General features: G+C 71.5%; 10 protein-coding genes, 1 tRNA gene and 3 pseudogenes. 7 read left to right on the top strand and 7 right to left on the bottom strand.

Annotated features, from left to right (window positions below; translation table 11 throughout):
- Positions 1–32: 32 nt before the first annotated feature.
- Entirely contained in the window at positions 33–977 is a 945-nt protein-coding gene (locus O7634_RS30940) for a LysR family transcriptional regulator (protein ID WP_278153668.1), read from the top strand.
- A 13-nt stretch (positions 978–990) separates the two neighbouring features.
- On the opposite strand, the gene O7634_RS30935 is transcribed toward O7634_RS30940, so the two are convergent.
- The 5 genes from O7634_RS30935 to O7634_RS30915 form a co-directional block, all read right to left on the bottom strand.
- Complete coding sequence (locus tag O7634_RS30935) at positions 991–3255, bottom strand: transglutaminase domain-containing protein (protein WP_278154122.1); 2265 nt, start codon at positions 3253–3255, stop codon at positions 991–993.
- Positions 3256–3308: 53 nt separating this feature from the next.
- The gene (locus O7634_RS30930) at positions 3309–4496 is read right to left on the bottom strand and encodes a DUF58 domain-containing protein (RefSeq protein ID WP_278153667.1); all 1188 of its coding nucleotides are present in this window, start codon (positions 4494–4496) and stop codon (positions 3309–3311) included.
- 14 nt (positions 4497–4510) lie between these two features.
- Positions 4511–5506: a MoxR family ATPase gene (locus O7634_RS30925; protein WP_278153666.1), complete on the bottom strand. Its 996-nt coding sequence runs from the start codon at positions 5504–5506 to the stop codon at positions 4511–4513.
- Positions 5507–5533: 27 nt separating this feature from the next.
- Positions 5534–8155, bottom strand: coding sequence for a fibronectin type III domain-containing protein (locus O7634_RS30920; protein ID WP_278153665.1), 2622 nt, complete (start codon positions 8153–8155; stop codon positions 5534–5536).
- Between the two features lie 185 nt (positions 8156–8340).
- Entirely contained in the window at positions 8341–10986 is a 2646-nt protein-coding gene (locus O7634_RS30915; protein WP_278153664.1) for a tetratricopeptide repeat protein, read from the bottom strand.
- Between the two features lie 231 nt (positions 10987–11217).
- Here O7634_RS30915 and O7634_RS30910 point away from each other — a divergent pair.
- The 3 genes from O7634_RS30910 to O7634_RS30900 all read left to right on the top strand — a co-directional run bounded on the left by O7634_RS30910 (position 11218) and on the right by O7634_RS30900 (position 12923).
- A tRNA-Leu gene (locus O7634_RS30910) sits at positions 11218–11304 on the top strand.
- A gap of 358 nt (positions 11305–11662) precedes the next feature.
- Positions 11663–11911 (top strand): AbrB/MazE/SpoVT family DNA-binding domain-containing protein, encoded by a 249-nt coding sequence (locus O7634_RS30905; RefSeq protein WP_278153663.1) that lies wholly within the window; start codon positions 11663–11665, stop codon positions 11909–11911.
- Entirely contained in the window at positions 11904–12923 is a 1020-nt protein-coding gene (locus tag O7634_RS30900) for a site-specific integrase (RefSeq protein ID WP_278153662.1), read from the top strand. The genes O7634_RS30905 and O7634_RS30900 overlap by 8 nt, the downstream gene beginning before the upstream one ends.
- 1012 nt (positions 12924–13935) lie before the next feature.
- Here the strand turns inward: O7634_RS30900 and O7634_RS30895 are convergent.
- A complete protein-coding gene (locus O7634_RS30895) occupies positions 13936–14076 on the bottom strand; it encodes a hypothetical protein (RefSeq protein WP_278153661.1) in 141 nt (46 codons plus the stop codon).
- Positions 14077–14105: 29 nt separating this feature from the next.
- Between O7634_RS30895 and O7634_RS31940 the strand changes: the two are divergent.
- From O7634_RS31940 to O7634_RS30880, 3 pseudogenes are all read left to right on the top strand, one after another.
- Positions 14106–14421 (top strand): annotated as a pseudogene (locus tag O7634_RS31940) (DUF1524 domain-containing protein); the annotation flags it as partial.
- 190 nt (positions 14422–14611) lie between these two features.
- A pseudogene (locus O7634_RS30885) lies at positions 14612–14854 on the top strand (DUF4240 domain-containing protein); the annotation flags it as partial.
- Between the two features lie 13 nt (positions 14855–14867).
- Positions 14868–14960: pseudogene (locus O7634_RS30880) on the top strand (IS5/IS1182 family transposase); the annotation flags it as partial.
- Between the two features lie 123 nt (positions 14961–15083).
- Here O7634_RS30880 and O7634_RS30875 read toward each other — a convergent pair.
- Positions 15084–15647 (bottom strand): hypothetical protein, encoded by a 564-nt coding sequence (locus tag O7634_RS30875; protein ID WP_278153659.1) that lies wholly within the window; start codon positions 15645–15647, stop codon positions 15084–15086.
- Between the last annotated feature and the right edge of the window lie 365 nt (positions 15648–16012).

Raw genomic sequence — 16012 nt, 5'->3', positions numbered from 1 at the left:
AACCAGCGGTTGTACCCCCGTACGATCGCCGGATGGACACCGAGGGGTTGCGATCGTTCGTCCGGGCTGCCGACCTCGGTCAGTTGCAACAGGCCGCCGCCGAGTTGGGCGTGACGCAGCAGGCGATCTCCAAGCGCATCGCGGTCCTGGAGCGCGAGTTGGCGGTCCGGCTGTTCGCCCGTACCCCCAGAGGGGTGGAGCTGACCCTCGACGGCCAGGCGTTTCTCCCGCACGCCCGGAGTGTCGTCGCGGGCCTGGATCGTGCCGTCGCCGCGGTCCGGCCGGGCTCCCGGGCCCTGCGGATCGACGTCCTCGGCCTGCGCAGCGCGCAGGCGGTGATCCTGCACGAGTACTGGCGGTCCCATCCGGGCAGCAACCTCGACGTGGTGACGCTCAAGGCCACCGATCCACGTGTGGTGGCCGCCGCCGTCGAGTCCGGCGACCTCGACGCCTCGTTCCGCACCGTCACCGACCCGGCCGCCCTGCCGCCCGAGGTGCGGATGATCCCCGCGTTCGACTCCGCGTTGGAACTCCTCGTCGGCCCCCGACACCCGCTCGCCGCCGCGCGCGCACTCACCCCGGCCCAGCTCCGGACGTACCGGATCTGGGTGCCGGGCATCGCGCCGGGCAGCGAGTGGGCGGAGTTCTACGACCAGCTCGTCACCGAGTTCGACCTGCGCGTCGACGCGGCCGGCCCGCACTTCGGCGACGAGGTGCTGCTGGACACCCTCGCCGAGTCCGCGACCGTGGCGACACTGGTCGGGGCACGCGACCGCTACCTCTGGCCGACCAACCACGACCTGCGGCGCATCCCGATCGTCGAGCCGGCGCTCGCGTACCCGATCAACCTCCTGCTGCGCCGGACGAACCCGCACCCGGGACTGCGGCCGATCATCAAGCATCTCGCCGACCTGCCGCCACTGCCGGCGGCGACCTGGCGTCCGTCCTGGGCGACGACGCCCGCCCGCGACGGCTGACGACGGGGCGGGTTCAGCGGCGGCGCAGCGGACCGGGGTGGACCGACCAGAGCAGCCGACGCCACCACGGGCGGGCGGCACGCAGACCCGCCACGTAGGCGGTGGCGACCGCACCGGCGCGCTCAGCCTGGTCGGCCGTCGCGGTGCCGGGCGCGAAGGCCACCTGGTTGAGCAGGCCCGCCAACTCGTCGACCACGGGAACCGGCCCGTCGCCGCCACCGGCGCTGTCGGCCGGCGCGCCGGAGCGTTCCCGACGAGCGGCCAGCAGGGCCTGTCGTGCCTGCTCGGCGACCTCGGTGGCCGCCAGGTCCCCACCGACCGGCCGCCCGGCCAGGCGCAGCGCGTCGGTGACCTCCCGCCAGGCGCCGGCGATGCGCTGGCCGGGGTCGCCCCGGCCCAACCGGGCGCGGGTGAGCGAGCGGCGCATCGCGACCAGGGCGAACAGCACCGCCCCCAGCACCAGCAGCAGACCGCCGCTGCCGCCGGCGACAAGCACCGGTGTGGAAACCCCACCACCGCCGGACGGTCCACCGGGAGCGGCGACCGGCTCGGGGGACGCGCTCGGCTCCACCGTGGGCGCCGGCGCCTCCGACGGCGGTGGGTCCTCCGGCTTCTCGCGGAAATCCTCCTCCACCGGCCGGGGCTCGTCGTCCGGTTGCGGCAGCGGGTTGAACGGCACCCAGCCCAACCCGTCGAAGAGCACCTCCGGCCAGGCGGACGCGTCACCCGCCAGCACCGGCCCCTGCCCGGTGGTCCGGAAACCCACCACCACCCGGGTCGGCAACCCGGAGAGCCGGCCGAGCACCGCGAACGCCGCCGCGAACTGCTCCGATGTCCCCTCCTGGCCACCGCCGCCGCGGGGACCGAAGAGGAAGAAACCCAGATTCGGGTACGCGTGCCCGCTCGGCGCGTCCGCCACCACCCGGTAGTGCTCGGCCAGGAACTGCTCGATCGCGGACGCCCGCGCGAACGGCGCGCCGTTCTCCTCGGCGAGCTGCGCGGCCAGCCGGCGCATCGGGTCGGGCGCGCCGTCGGCGACCCGGAGCACCCGGGCCACCTCCTCGCCGGCGGGCACGTTGGCGGTCGGCAGCAGATTCTCGTCCGGGCGCTCCGCGGCGGAGGTGACCGCGTACCGCAGCCCCGGCGTCAGCCCCTCCGGCCGGATCAACGTCCCGCTCGCCGGGTCGTACGCCACCCGTGCGCCACTGACCTCCCGGGGTGTCGCCACCGCCGGGAGCAGCCGACCACTCAACTCCGCGACGGTGATCTGCTGCCGGACCGTCGTCACGGTGCTGTCCCGTGCCACCGCGCCGGCCGGCAGGATCCGACCCGCGTTGCGGTACGTCGCGCCGACCCGCCAGGTCACCCCGTCGTAGTCGCTGAGCACCGCCAACCGGATGCGGGTAGCACCGGTGGCGGCGCCCTCCGTGCTGGCGCCCTCCGTGCTGACGCCTTCCGTGCTGACGCCTTCCGTGCTGGCGCCTTCCGTGCTGACGTCGAGCAGCTTCTGCTCCGGGTGCAGCGCCCACCCGGAGATCCGGATCAACGGGTTCTCGTCGAGCGTCTGCACCTGCGGCGGCTCCACGTACCGACGTGGGTCCACCGGCCGACCGTCGACCTGGTCGGCGACGACCGGACCGAGCGCCGCGACCAGCCCCACCACCAGCGCCACCCCGAGCGCCGCGCCGCCGGCCAACCGCAGCCGGACCGCCGCGCGCACCCGGGAGGGCAACTCGCTGGTCGGATCGCCGCCGGTCGGCGCGGTGGCGGACGAGGCCGCCAGGCCGACCGCCGCGACCGCGACGAACACCAGCGTCGCCCCCACCGCCGGTTCGGCGTTCGGGCCCACCACGTAGAGGGCGGCGACGTAGAGCCCCGCCGCCGGCAGGTAGCCCAGCAGCACCCGGCCGGCGCGCAGCGCCACCTCCGACCCGGTCAGCCCGGCCAGCCAGGTGGCGACGACCGGCACCAGCACCGTGTCCGGTGTGGGCTCCACCGGGATCAGCGCGGTGAGCAGCCGGGGAATGGCGTTGCGGGCGGCGTCGGCGGTGACCTCCAGCAGGCTGCCCGGCAGCGCGGCTTGGGTGGCGGCCAGACGCAGCGACACCAGGGTCCAGCCGGCCATCGCGGCGATCGACACCGGCGCCACCAGCCAGGACGGTAACCGTCGGGCGGCCACACTGACCAGCACCGACCCGGCCGCCGCACCGATGACCAGCCAGCTGAGCAGGCCACCCGCGTACACCCGGCCGAGCACCACCCCGGCGAGCGCCGTCATCCCGATCAGCGCGAGCGGGACCACCGCCGCCCGCGCCACGCGCACGACGTGCGTCACCACCGGCGGACCCCGTCCCACTCGGCCGCGAACTGCGCGCCGTCCGCCGCGTCGACGACCACCAGGCCGGCGGCGCCCGGCGGCGTCGGCTCGGTCGCGCCGAACACCCCGACCACCACCGACGGGTACGCCCCGCGCAGCGCGCCGACGTGCCCCAGCTCGTCCCGGCCACCCGGCCCGGTCAGGAAGATCAGCGTGTCGCCGAGGCGGTCCTGCCGCAGCCGGGTGGTGGCCGCCTGGACCGTGCCGGCCCCCGCGGACAACTCGGCGGCGGCGAGCCGGTCCAGCGGTCCGAGCGCCCGGTTCGCGTCGGCCTCTCCGTCGGGACTCTCCGTGTCGCCCGGCGGCGTCGGCTCCGGGGCGACGAAGAGCAACAGCACCGGCAGGTCGGCGCGGTGCGCGGCGGTGACGACCGACGCCGCCGCCTCACAGGCCGACTCGAACGACTCGGCCACCGCGCCGGAACGGTGCGGGTGCGCGGCGGCACGATTGTCCAGCAGGACGACCAGGCGCGGGAGACTCGTGTCCACGTTCTCCCGCACCATCAGTTCACCCACCCGGGCGCTGGTCCGCCAGTGCACCCGGCGCAGCTCGTCACCGACCACGTACTCCCGCAGCGAGTCGAACGTGATCGACCCGTGCGGGACGCCGTCCCGCCGCCCGTCGAGGCTGCGCCCCGCGCCGGTGGGCACCGCCGTCAACGGGTGGACGCGCGGGTGCACCCAGACCGGCACCGACGCCCCGTACGGGCGGGCCAGCGCCACCAACCCCAGCGGGTCGCGCCGCGTCACCCGCAGCGGCCCGACCTGCACCACCCCCCGGCGGTGGGTCGGCACGTCGTAGCGGACCTCGGTGTCCCGGCCGGGCCGCAGCCGCAGCACCGGCACCGGCACGCTCCGATCGCCGCACCGATCCTCGGCCAGCAGGTTCGCCGAGCGCAGCCGGCCGGCGTTGCGCACCGTCAGTGTCATGCTCGCCGGCTCGCCGCGCGCCACCCGGTCCGGATCGGCCCGCCGGGTCACCGTCAGCCGGGGCCGCCACGCCGCCACCAGCGCGGCGTAGCCGACGGCCGCGCCGGCCGCCGCTCCGAGCAACGTCAACTCGGGGTACGCGAACCGGAAACCCGCGACCAGCAGCACGACGGCGGCGACGAGCAGCCCGGCGCCACGGGCGGTGATCCCCATCGTGTCGCGGCCGGTCAGCCCTGCACCGGAGCGGGCTGCCCCGACGGCAGCGGCACCGGCACCGAGCCGATGGCCTGGCGCAGCACCTCCGCCGCCGTCAACCCGCGCACCTGGGCGTCCGGCGTGAGCAGCAACCGGTGCGCGAACACCGCCTCCGCCAACGCCTTCAGATCCTCCGGCATGATCCAACCTCGACCGTCGATCAGCGCGTACGCGCACGCCGCCCGGGTCAACGCGATCACACCTCGCGGACTGACCCCGACCCGCACCTGCGGGTGGCTGCGGGTGGCGGCGGCCAGCCGGACCGCGTACGCGTAGAGCGGCTCGGCGATGTGCACCCGCCGGGCCATCCGCACCATCTCCCCGACGGTGGCGGTGTCGGTCACCGGAGCCAACGCCTCGGGGGAGCGCACCGTCGCGCCGCGCAGCACCTCCACCTCGACCGCCTCGTCCGGGTAGCCGACGGACAGCTTCACCAGGAAGCGGTCCAACTGCGCCTCGGGCAGTCGGTAGGTGCCGTCCATCTCCACCGGGTTCTGGGTGGCCACCACCAGGAACGGCGACGGCACCGGATGCCGCACCCCGTCCACAGTGACCGTGCGTTCCTCCATCACCTCCAGCAGCGCCGACTGGGTCTTCGGCGACGCCCGGTTGATCTCGTCGGCGATGACGATGTTGGCGAAGACCGGCCCCGGATGGAACTCGAAGTCCCTACTCGCCTGGTTGAAGATGGTCACGCCGGACACGTCCGAGGGCAGCAGGTCCGGCGTGAACTGGATGCGCCGCCACTGACCCTTCACCGTGGCCGCGATGGCCCGGGCGAGGGTCGTCTTGCCCACCCCGGGCACATCCTCCAGGAGCACGTGACCCTGGGCGAAGAGCGCCGTCAGCGCCAGCCGCACCACCTGCGGTTTGCCGAGCACCACCGCGTTGACGTTCTCGGCCAGCCGGGCGGCCAGGGCGGCGAAACCCTGTACCTCCGGCTGGGTGAGCGGCTCGTGGGTGTTCACGGTCGGTGGTGCTCCTCGCCTGGTGGCTCAGCAGGTGGGCAGGACGTTGATGTTGTCGCCGCCCTCCAGATTGAGCCAGGCCCAGGGGATGTAGTTCTTCCCCTCGAAGTTGACCTGCACCCACCAGGTGCTGCGCTTGTCGTTGTTGTAGATGTAGGCGTAGACCTCTTCGCCCTTCTTCTTGCAGAACGTCTCCAACCGACGCCCGTTGGGCACCCACCCGACCTGCTTGTCGTTGTCCTGCCGGGGGACCGAGAAGATTTCGTTGCCGTTGCGCTCGTCGGGGATCTCGCGGGAGCAGTAGGTCGCCTCCGGTCCGGACGCTCCGTTGCGGCACGTCGCGATCCCGTACAGCGGTTGGGTCTTCTGCGCCCTCGTCGCGGTGCCCTTGCCGGCGGCGTTGCTCGCCGTCACGGTGAAGGTGTAGTTGGTGCCCGGCGTCAGCCCGGTCATCGTGATGCTGGAGCACGCGCCCGCCTTCGCCGGCTCACCCGTCGTGCTCAACGAACAGGTGGCCTGACCACCACCGGCGTCCACTGTGAACGTCACCGTCGCGCCGGTGGCGGTGGCCGACGAGCCGGTCACCGTGACCCGGGGCTGCGCGACGGTACGCGCGGTGGCGGTCGCCTCCGGGCCCGGCCCCGCCTCGTTCACCGCCTTCACCTTCACCGTGACGTTCTGCCCGTTGCCCAGCCCGGTGACAGTCGTACGGGTCTCGGTCACCTCGCTGACCCGGCCACCCACGTCCACCACGTACTTCGTCACCGGCCGGCCGTTGGCCTCGGCCGGCGCCCACTGCACGGTGATCGCGCCCGGTTGGTTGGCGACAGTGCCGGCGCGCAGGTCGACCGGTCGACCGGGCGCCGCGAACGGCACCACCGTGTTGCTCACCGGGGACGCCGCCGAACCGGCGCCCTTGCTGTTGACCGCCACCACCGTGAACGCGTACTGGGTGCCGAACTCCAGCTCGCCGGCGGGCACCACCAGCTCGGTCTTGGTCGACTCGCCAGCCGGGGCGTTCGTCCCCGCCGAGCTGGCCGTCACCGCGTACCTCGCGATGGTGTTGCCCTGCCCGTTCGCCGCCGGCCACCTGACCAGCACCGTGCCGTCCGGTCGCGCCTCGGCGGTCACGCTCGCCGGCGGGTCGGGCACCGCGGCGGTCGGCGTCACCGGGTTGCTGTTACGCGGCGGACCCGCACCCTTGGCGTTCACCGCGTGCACAGCGAACCGGTAGGTCTCGCCGTTGGTCAGACCCTTGATCTCCACCGCGCGCTGGTTCGCGCCCACCTCCAGGCGTTTGCCGGCGCCCTCCACCACGTACTTCATGATCTCGGCGCCGTTGGCGGCGGCCGGCCGCCAACTCACCCGCGCCTGCGCGTTGCCGGCGGCGGCGGTCACACTGCGCGGCGCGCTCGGCTTACCCACCCGGGGCTTCTTGGGCGGTGGCGGCGGCGGGGGGACCGGCGGCGGGTCGCCGCCGAGCACGTCGTTGGCGTACTTGTTGACCTCGCGCACCTGGTGCTTGTCGTCCACCACCCGGGCGGTCGACGCGTCGGGGGAGTTGATGAACAGGTGGTTCTCCCGGACCTCAAGCTCCAACGGCCCGTTGGCCCGACCCTTGATGGTCTCGACCAGCCGACCACCCGCGTCGAACGAGTAGATGGTGCCGGTGGCCTCGTCGGCGCAGTAGAACCGGTCGGCCCAGGCCACCGCCGGGCTGAGCCGGTTGCCCTCGCCCGGCACCGTGAACGTGCTCTCCTGACCACCGTCACCCACCAGCAGCACCCGCCGCTCGGCGGTCACCGTGACCGGAACCCGGGGCCCGCTGGTGCGCGTCGGCATCTCCGCCGGGCCCGGCAGCGTCAACGGCGTCGGGCGCACCTCGCCGCGCTGCACCCGCACCAGCTTTCCGGCCGTGCGGTCGAGCACCGCCACACCGTCGTCGAGAGCGGTGACCACCAGCTCGTGGCTGGGCTCGGCGACGTCGTACGACGCGACCTTCTCCGGGCTCAGCCCGGCGCCCGGGGCCGAGGCCGGCGCGGACGGCAGCGTGGCGGCGGTGATCGCCGAGACGGTGCCCTCGCTGGGCACCGCGATCCAGAGCCGGCCCTCGCCGTCGAACGTGCCGCCGGTGATGCCCGGCGGATAACGCACCGGCTCGCCGACCGGCGTCAGCGATCGCGGGTCGAGCTGGCGCACGATGCCCTGCACGGCGTCGACGACGAACGCCGAATCCTCGTGCAGCGCGACGCTGACGCCCAGGCCGGGGGTGGTCGGGGTGGTCGCGCCGAGCTGGAGGGTGGCCAGGTCCAGCGAGCTGACCTGCCCGGTTTGCAGATCGCGCAGGAGCAGCAGCCGGTCGGTCTGGGTGACCTGCATCGGGTGCTGGCGGGCCGCCGGGATCTCGGTGCGGGTGTCCACCCGCGCGGTGACCCCGTTGACCCGGGCCAACTCGCTGCGCGCCGCGCTCCACAGCCAGGAACTCGCGTCGTAGTTGGCCACCGCGTTGTCCGCGGCGCCCAGCCCGAGGACCGTCAACCCCATGGCGGCCAGCAGCGCGGCCACCGTGCCGACGGTCACCAGCCCGCCGCGAAGCCGCGACCGGGAGCGTGTGGCGTCGGTCCGTACGGCGTCGTCGATGCTGGCCACAGCCGGCTGCCTCCCGTAAGTCGTGGCAGGTGGCGTACGCCTCGCGGCGACCCCTCCCCTGAGCCGGGTGCCATCATATGGCGCTGCCGGTGCCGGGGAAACCCGCACCGTCACCCCTGTGGATACCGAGCGTGTGCGTTGTGGACGCCCAGCTCAGCCCCCGGGTCGGTCCGGTTGGGCGCGGTTCAGCGCGGCGACGGCCGACCCGACGGCTCGCCGCCCGACCCGGCGGTGTCCTCCCGCGTGGTGCAGACCTGCCCGGAAGTCGCAAAGCTGTCAGTCGAGTAGACAGCCAGCACGGTGAAGCAGTAGTCCACTCGCGAGTTCAGCCCGTTGACAGTGTGCGTGGTCCGTCCCGGGTCCACGGTGGCGATCACGCCCAGCGCCTGCCCGGCCCGACCGGCGGCGACCATGAACGGCACCCCACCGTTCGTCGGGTCCGTCCAGCTCAGCGTGATCGTTGCCGACTCGTCGCGCAGCCTGAGGTCCCCCGGCGGAGGCCCGGCCGCCGTCGGCGCCGCCGCCGCTGTCGGAGCGGGCGGCGCCGGCGGCGGGTCGTCGCGGGTCAACACCACCGCGCCGAGGCCGGCCACCGCCACGACGGCCACCCCGACCGCCGCGATCGCGCCGACCAGCACCGTCCGGTCGCGGCCGTTCGAACCGCTCCCCTCGGTGTACGCCGTGCGGTACGGGTCCTGACCCGGGTACGACGTCAGGACCGGGTGGTGCTGCGGCACCGGCTGGTGGTGCGGCGCAACCATCCGCGGCGCGGTCGGTGCGGGTGGCGGGGTGGCGCCCGGCGACCAGGCCGGCGTCGTCGAACCCGGCTGCCCGACAGTGAACTGACCACCGACAGCCTCGACAGTGCCCGGGCCATCGCTCGTCGCGACGACCGGGATCACCTCGGTCTGGTCGACCGGAGCCTGCCGCGCCACGGTCGCCGTGGTGTCGAGGAGGCCCAGCCCGGAGTCACCGTCCGTGCCGCGCGGGTCCACCGTGGCCGGCTCGGCGGGATCGGAAGCCGCTGCGGGCAGTGGTTGTGGTGGGGCGCTGCCGCTCCAGGGCGGCGCGGTCAGGCCCCACGGCGGTGCGCTCACGGGCGGCGCCGAGACCGGCGGTGCGCTCACGGGCGGCGCCGAGACCGGCGGTCCGGAGACGGGCGGCGCGGAAACTGGGTAGGTGTAGCCGGGCGGTCCCGAGACGGGTGGGTGGTGGCCGGGCTGGCCGGAGACGGGTGGGTGGTGGCCGGGCTGGCCGGAGACGGGTGGGTGGTGGCCGGGCTGGCCGGAGACGGGTGGGTGGTGGCCGGGCTGGCCGGAGACGGGGTGGACGTAACCGGGTGGCCCCGAGACGGGCGGGTGGTAGCCAGGTGGTGCCGAAACCGGATGGTGGTAGCCGGGCGGGCCGGAGATCGGCGCTGCGTGATCACCTGGGGGCGCGGAGATCGACGTCGGGGGAGTGGGTGGTGCGCTGACCGGGTGGGCCGGTGGTCCGCTCACCGGTTGCGCCGGCCCCGGACGGGAACCGCTCGGGGAGGACCGGTCCGGTGCGGCCGGGGTGACGCCGGACGCGGTGTGCGACTCGCTCGGCGCGGTCGGCGGGGTCGCGGCGCGGGCGGCCTCCTCGGCGAGCAGTGGTTCGATCTGCTGAACCTGGACGGTCGGGTTGTCCCAACGAGCTGCCGGCGCGGCTGGCGCCGTCGGCAGCACCGGTGGGTCGGCAACCGGGGGCGTCGTCGCGCCACCCACTCGCTGCCGTGGCGCCGCAGCCGTGGACTGCGGCCGTGGCGTGGTCGCAGCCGGCGAACCGGCAACCCTCGGCCCGGGCGCCGGTCCCGTGGATTCGGGCGATCGCTCCGGACCGGGTTGACGGGGCGGTAGCGTACCCGCCGGCGACCGCTCGGCGGTTCCGACCGCCAGTGACGTTCTCCCGGTCGGGTCCGCACCGACGCGAGGGTGCGGTGGCGTCCCGGGTTGCGGCGTGGGTTGGTCGGTGTGCTGGCGTGGCGGCTGCGGGGCCGGGGGGTGCTCGGCGCGAGAGCCCGTCGGCGCGACCGTCGGCGCGCCGGAATGGGTGGGCCTGACCGGTGCGGACGAAGGTGGCACCGGCGCCATCGGGGAGCGCGGGGCCGCTGCGCCGGGGCTGGTGGGCGGCGGGGCGGGAACCCCCGGCGCGGGGGTCGCCGGTGCGCGTACCGCCGGAGGGGTTGTCCGGGGCGTGGCCGGCGGATGCGGCGGCGCCCAGGATGAGGCGGCGGCCGGTGGACCAGCGGCGGAGGGTCGCATCGCGGCCAGGGTCGCCATCGACAGGGTGGGCCCGGACAGCGCCGCCCGGACGTCGGGTTCGACCGCCGCGGCGGCCGGGCTCGCTGGAGGATCGGCAGCGCGCTGGCCCGCCGCCGAGGTGGGCAGGCCGAGGTAGGCGCGGGCGGCGCGTACCGTCGGGTGGTCCTCGCCGAGCGCGGCGGGCCCGGCGGTCGCGACCCGGGTGTAGTTGCGGCGGGCCTCATGGCGGTTGCCCAACTCCTCCGCCACCTCGGCCAACTCGAACGCGAGCGCGAGCAGCACCGGGTCGGAGTGCTCCCACCTCCGCTCGCCCGCCGCGAACGCCTCCTCCAGCACCCGGCGGGCGGCGAGGGGGTCGTCCCCCTCCCGGTGCAGCCGGGCCAGCAGATGCGCGGTGTGCAGCACCTCGGGGTGATCGGCGCCATAGGGCGGGGGAGCGAATTCGACGGCCTCCGCGAGCAGGTGCCGGGCGGCGCTGAGATCGCCCGCGGCGCGCAGGGCGAGGGCTCGGTGCTGGGCGGCTGCCAGAGGAGAGGGATGGGACACGGGGCCATGCTGCCGGCAGAGGCCGCCGGACGCTACCCGGACACGCGGCGGCGGCGCATCAGTCGGGTCGATCACGGGGCCGTGACCAGCGATATCTGTGTCGCCGAGACAGCAGCGGAAGGCGATGTGCATGATCCACCAGCGGCGTGTACAGTAACTCCCCGTGCGGCCCGCCGTGCCGACCATCGGATCGAATGATCATCTGGTCGGCGAGGTAGGCTGGACGAGCAGGTCCGGGTGGCGGAATGGCAGACGCGCTAGCTTGAGGTGCTAGTGCCCGTATAGGGCGTGGGGGTTCAAGTCCCCCCTCGGACACCAGTGTGTTGCATACGTGCAACGTTTGACGTGCCGGTGGTCAAGCATGATTGACCACCGGCGAATCTCATCCGACACCCCGCCGGGCACTACCCTCAGTGACCAGCGCCGGGCAAGCCCCGCGATGACGCGCGACGGCTCGTCAGTGATCCCCGCCGTCCTCCCGCCAGGCTTGGCGTCTGGCGTGCGCGTTGCTCCTGGCTCGCCCGCGGCAGCAATGAGGCGTCCACCACTACCGCTTCCTACCCTTGCCGCCACCCGAAGCCGAACAGCTGTCTACGGACTGGTCACGCTCGATTCGCGTGGTCGAATCGCGGACCAAACCGCGATCAGTGAACTCCAGTGGGCCCCCGGGCTTCCATTGAACATCAAGGAGTATCGAGGGCTGATTGTCGTATCCGCAGACGAGCAAGGCGTTTTCAAGGTGTCGAAGGACGGCTACGTCCGGCTGCCGGCAGTGGTCCGTCAATGGTGCGGCCTCGCCGCCGGCGACCGCGTACTCGTCGTGGCGGAATCAGCAAGCAACTGCCTCGTGGTTCATCCGCCGGCGAAGCTCGACGAGATGATCGGGCAGGCTCACGATGCGATCTTCGGGGGCAAGCATGAGTGACGCATCGGCGAGTCAAGCTGAGCTGGACGCGGCTCGGCTCCTTCTTGCTCGGATGGGCATCTCGCCTGCCGAACTTCTGGAGGCCGCCGTGGCGCGGCCCCCGTCGCCGACCTTCGCCGAATACGTTCCCGTGGTGGCGGCTGCGGTCTCGGCGGGTACGAGACGTGCCTATGGCTCCTACTGGAACCGTGTAGTGGAACGGTGGGGGCAACGCAGGCTCGACGAGCCCACGCCGTCGGAGATTGAGAAGCTGGCGGAATACGTCAAGGCGCACGTTGTAGCTCGGCGTAATGCCCGCGGAGGCCGAAGTGCGGTGGAGCATCTGATTGCCGCCTTGCGGTGTCTCTACAGGAGGGCGGTAGCTGATGGTTTCATCGCAGAGTCGGACAACCCTGCTTCGAAGGTGGCGAAGCCGCGGCGTCTGCCGAGCACGCGGCGAGCGGTGGCGGACACCCGGCTAGCCGAGATCAACGAGGTTGCGGCCAGCACGGGTAACGATCCAGCTCTCGACACCTTGCTCTTGCGGCTGCACACCGAAACGGCGTGTCGACGCGGTGGAGCTCTGGCGCTCCGTCCGGTTGATCTTGACCCGGACCAATGTTTGATCCTGCTTCGAGAGAAGGGGGACTCAGTACGTTGGCAACCAGTTTCGCCTACGCTGATGAAATACCTGCAGCGGCATGCTGAGGAGCGGGGCGCGACGGAGGCGGGGCAATTGCTGCGCTACCGGGACGGTGCGCCGATCACGCGCCGGCGTTACGACCACCTGTGGGTACGCATGGGCGAACATCTGCCGTGGGTCTACGTGCAACAGATCAGTACCCACTGGCTACGTCACACTACTTTGACATGGGTGGAAAGGAACTTCGGATACGCTATCGCGCGAGCCTATGCCGGTCATTCGGAGAGTGGCGGCGACGCTGGCACTACAGCCACCTACGTGAAAGCAACGCCGCAGGAAATCGCCGCTGCCCTGTCAGCGCTTACCAATGAGCCGCACCCTCTAGCCTAGTCGTCTGGTGGGGCCCGGTCTTACAGGGCCGGACCCCACCGTGGGATCTGTCGGCGGCATGGAGGTGCAAGCAGGGACTCGACCTGCAATGCGTGTGCTGTCATTAGCGTCTGCCTTGGCCGTGCTCCGAACATGCGATTCATCCGCTCAATGAAGCGGCGCGGACTTGCCGCAATCGGGATAAGAGCAGTAGCCATTGGCCCCTGGGGTGTAGGAGTGACTTAGGCGGCTGGTCGACGAGCTTCGCGCGGTGGGACGATGTTTGTTGTTTGGACCCAGTCCGGCTGTCGTACTAGATCCGTCCGGCTGTCGTACTAGCGGTGGTGCTGTGGTCGCACCAACTCCGGCCCCCGTGGGAACTCGAAGTCGATAGACGGTCCGTGCCTTTTTGCGGCGAGCGTCTTCCACTTTCGGTCTAAACCGGATGACCCAGCCCAATTTCTCAAGTCGGTTCAGCCAGACGCCGATCGTGGAGCGGGCCAAACCTGTTGCACCTTCCAGGTCCGTCAAGCTCGGTGAGAATTGCGGAGGGATCACGGCGGTTGCGGTATCGGTCCAGGTGAGGAGTGTCAGGATGAGGTGGCGCCCGGAAGGGCTAAGGCAACAGTCAGCGTCTCGAACTGCACGCTCTACGGCCCATCGATCTACCATGCAATTGCCCCTTTCACCGTGGCATCCACCGGTAGCTTTTGACACCGTTTGGCATCGGAGCCTCGTGACGCTAGCGATGAAGCTCGGCTTTGGCCAGGCATGCACCTGCTCGTCATGCGCTGTCGACGTGTCGATGGCGACGGTGGCCTGCGGCTTTGGCGTACGTGGAGATCCGACTACCGTTGGTTGGTTCGGTTCGTGATTCCGGCGGGCTGGCACCTGCAGACGGCGGCCCGAAGTCGCCGCCGGCGCGCGGCCGGTCGTCGCGGTGCGGGCGAGAGCGTGGCATTGCCGGAGCCAGATTGCGGCTGCGGGCGAGTCGGACGGTTCGGGTGATTCACCTATGTTGTGAACAGCGGGATCAGTGCGCGTCTCGCCGGGCTTCCTCGGCGGCGAGTTGGGCGGACTCCCGCGCGGCTTGCTCCATCCTCAGAATGCTTTGGATGATGGCGTCGATGCCTTCCCTTGCTCCGTCGGATAGTTGCTCGATGGAGCGCGTCATCACTTGGACCTTCGCGCTGACCGGGCTTGACCTGGACGGCGGCCTCCGACGTCGACATCGACCACGTGGTGCCGCTCGCGGAGGCGTGGCGCTCCGGCGCCAGCTCGTGGACCACCAGCCGCCGGCAGGGCTTCGCCAACGACCTGAGCGCACTTGATCGCGGTGACCGACAACGTCAACCAGGCCAAGGGCGACCAAGACTCCTCCACCTGGCAAGCCGCCGCTGTCGTCGTACCGGTGCACCTACAGCAGATGTGGATCACCGTGAAGTACAGCTGGGGCCTCACCCTGCAGTCGTCGGGGAAGTCCGCGCTACAGAGCATGCTCAACACCTGCGGGTCCTGACCAGCGAGCGGTCACCCGGTCGACAGTTGCTGGGTCGAAGTCGTTCCATGAGAAGGGGCAGCGATGGCGATGCATGTCGGTGAGGTTCGGATAGATGCCCACTCCTTCTATGAACCTTCTCCAACCTCAGCGATGAAGGTTCTGAGGGCGGTGAGGAACGGGTGAGGGTTGCTCGTGTCAGACTCCGCGGGTGCAGGTGAACGAGTTCTGGTCGCTGGTCGAGAGGGCCCGCGAGGACGTGCACGGCGACGGTGGGGGTTGGCCGTCGGGGTCGGTGATCGGTCGAGCGCTGGCGGCGAGGCTGGCGCAGTTGCCGGTGGAGCTCATCGTTGAGTTCTACCGCTGCTACGGGCGGGTAGCCGCACGCGCGCATCAGTGGGGCTTGTGCGCGGCGGCGTACGTGATCTGGGGGTACATCTCCGACGACTCGTTCAGTGACTTCAACCCTGGCCAAGCTGCGTTGCTGTCCCAGTCTTTCGACCGCGATCGTGCACGCCATCCTCGTCCTGCACCGCGTCGAGACCAGCCGCTACTCATGATGAAAACGGCTCAGTAGGGGCGGCATGACTGCCAAGCCCGGTAGAGCCACAACCGATGCCACCGGGCCGATGACGGATGCCGAGTTCGAGGCTCGGCAGAACCTCGTCACGGACGAGGTCAAGTCACCGAGTTGGCTGCTCCAACTCGGTGCGGATTTGGCCGAACACGCCATGCGGGTCATCCGTGTTCGCAAAACCGATGAAGGTCACCATGCCGAGCGTATGAGGATCGCTCCACGCGCAGAAATCGACGGGGATGCCCTTCTTGCCCTGAGCGGCGCCGCAGGCGGCCACTCCTCCCAGAGCGCCCGCGCGGATCGGCGCCACGTCGGTGATGTTCGGTAATCCGCCGAACATCCTGTCGAGCGCCGCGGTCGGATCGGTGATCGTGCCGGAGACCGCGCTGATCAGGATGACGCGCTGATCGTCGCCGGGAATGTACAGCCCGTCCGCTCCTGAGGGCACCTCTTGAGCGCGGACATAGGCGGTGCCCATCGCGCTCGTGGGCCCAGCGTTCAGGAGCTTCTTGGCGTTACTCATGTCCTGCTCAGCATGGCCACGCAGAACCCTGTCAACCGACTCGGTCCAGGTGCCCAGAAGCTTGGCCGGTTTGTTGATACGCATCACCGCGGCGGCTGGCGATGACTGCGCGACCGCTGCCGGTGCGCGGTCGTCGGCCAGCCCCACACACCCGGTCGTGCCTAGGAGGATCGCCGAAGTCAGGGCACCGACGATCGCTGAACCAGCCGGCACTGAGCGTGTCATAAATTCCGTCCCCGTCTCGTGTTTAGCGCGCACACGATAACGCAGGACACGTACCGCAGACTGGTCCCGGTCTGTCCGGCGCCGGTGGGCTGGGCGACGTTGGTAAACGTGGCAGGCAGCCGTCGCCGCAGGGGCGCGCAGAGCGCGCTATCGGTCTCGTCTGGTTCAGTACAAGTTGCTGGCCGCTGCGTACGCGGAGGCGAGGAGCGCCGGGAAGTAACCTACTGCGGTAGCCGCGCCCGGTAGGGCGTGATCCGGTCCCTGACCAGTTCGGTGAGGGGGCGGAT

The sequence above is a fragment of the Micromonospora sp. WMMD1120 genome (assembly GCF_029626235.1).
In the GTDB taxonomy this organism is placed as follows: Bacteria; Actinomycetota; Actinomycetes; order Mycobacteriales; family Micromonosporaceae; genus Micromonospora.
Note: the sequence above shows the minus strand (reverse complement) of the source record. Positions and strands in the feature narration are given on the sequence as shown.

What these genes read in the sequence shown, in the direction of transcription:
- O7634_RS30900 (WP_278153662.1), top strand. Translation starts at nt 11,904, where the DNA reads ATGAGTGACGCATCGGCGAGTCAAGCTGAGCTGGACGCGGCTCGGCTC.
- O7634_RS30930 (WP_278153667.1), bottom strand. Translation starts at nt 4,496, where the DNA reads ATGGGGATCACCGCCCGTGGCGCCGGGCTGCTCGTCGCCGCCGTCGTG.
- O7634_RS30940 (WP_278153668.1), top strand. Translation starts at nt 33, where the DNA reads ATGGACACCGAGGGGTTGCGATCGTTCGTCCGGGCTGCCGACCTCGGT.
- O7634_RS30895 (WP_278153661.1), bottom strand. Translation starts at nt 14,076, where the DNA reads ATGACGCGCTCCATCGAGCAACTATCCGACGGAGCAAGGGAAGGCATC.
- O7634_RS30935 (WP_278154122.1), bottom strand. Translation starts at nt 3,255, where the DNA reads ATGACGGCGCTCGCCGGGGTGGTGCTCGGCCGGGTGTACGCGGGTGGC.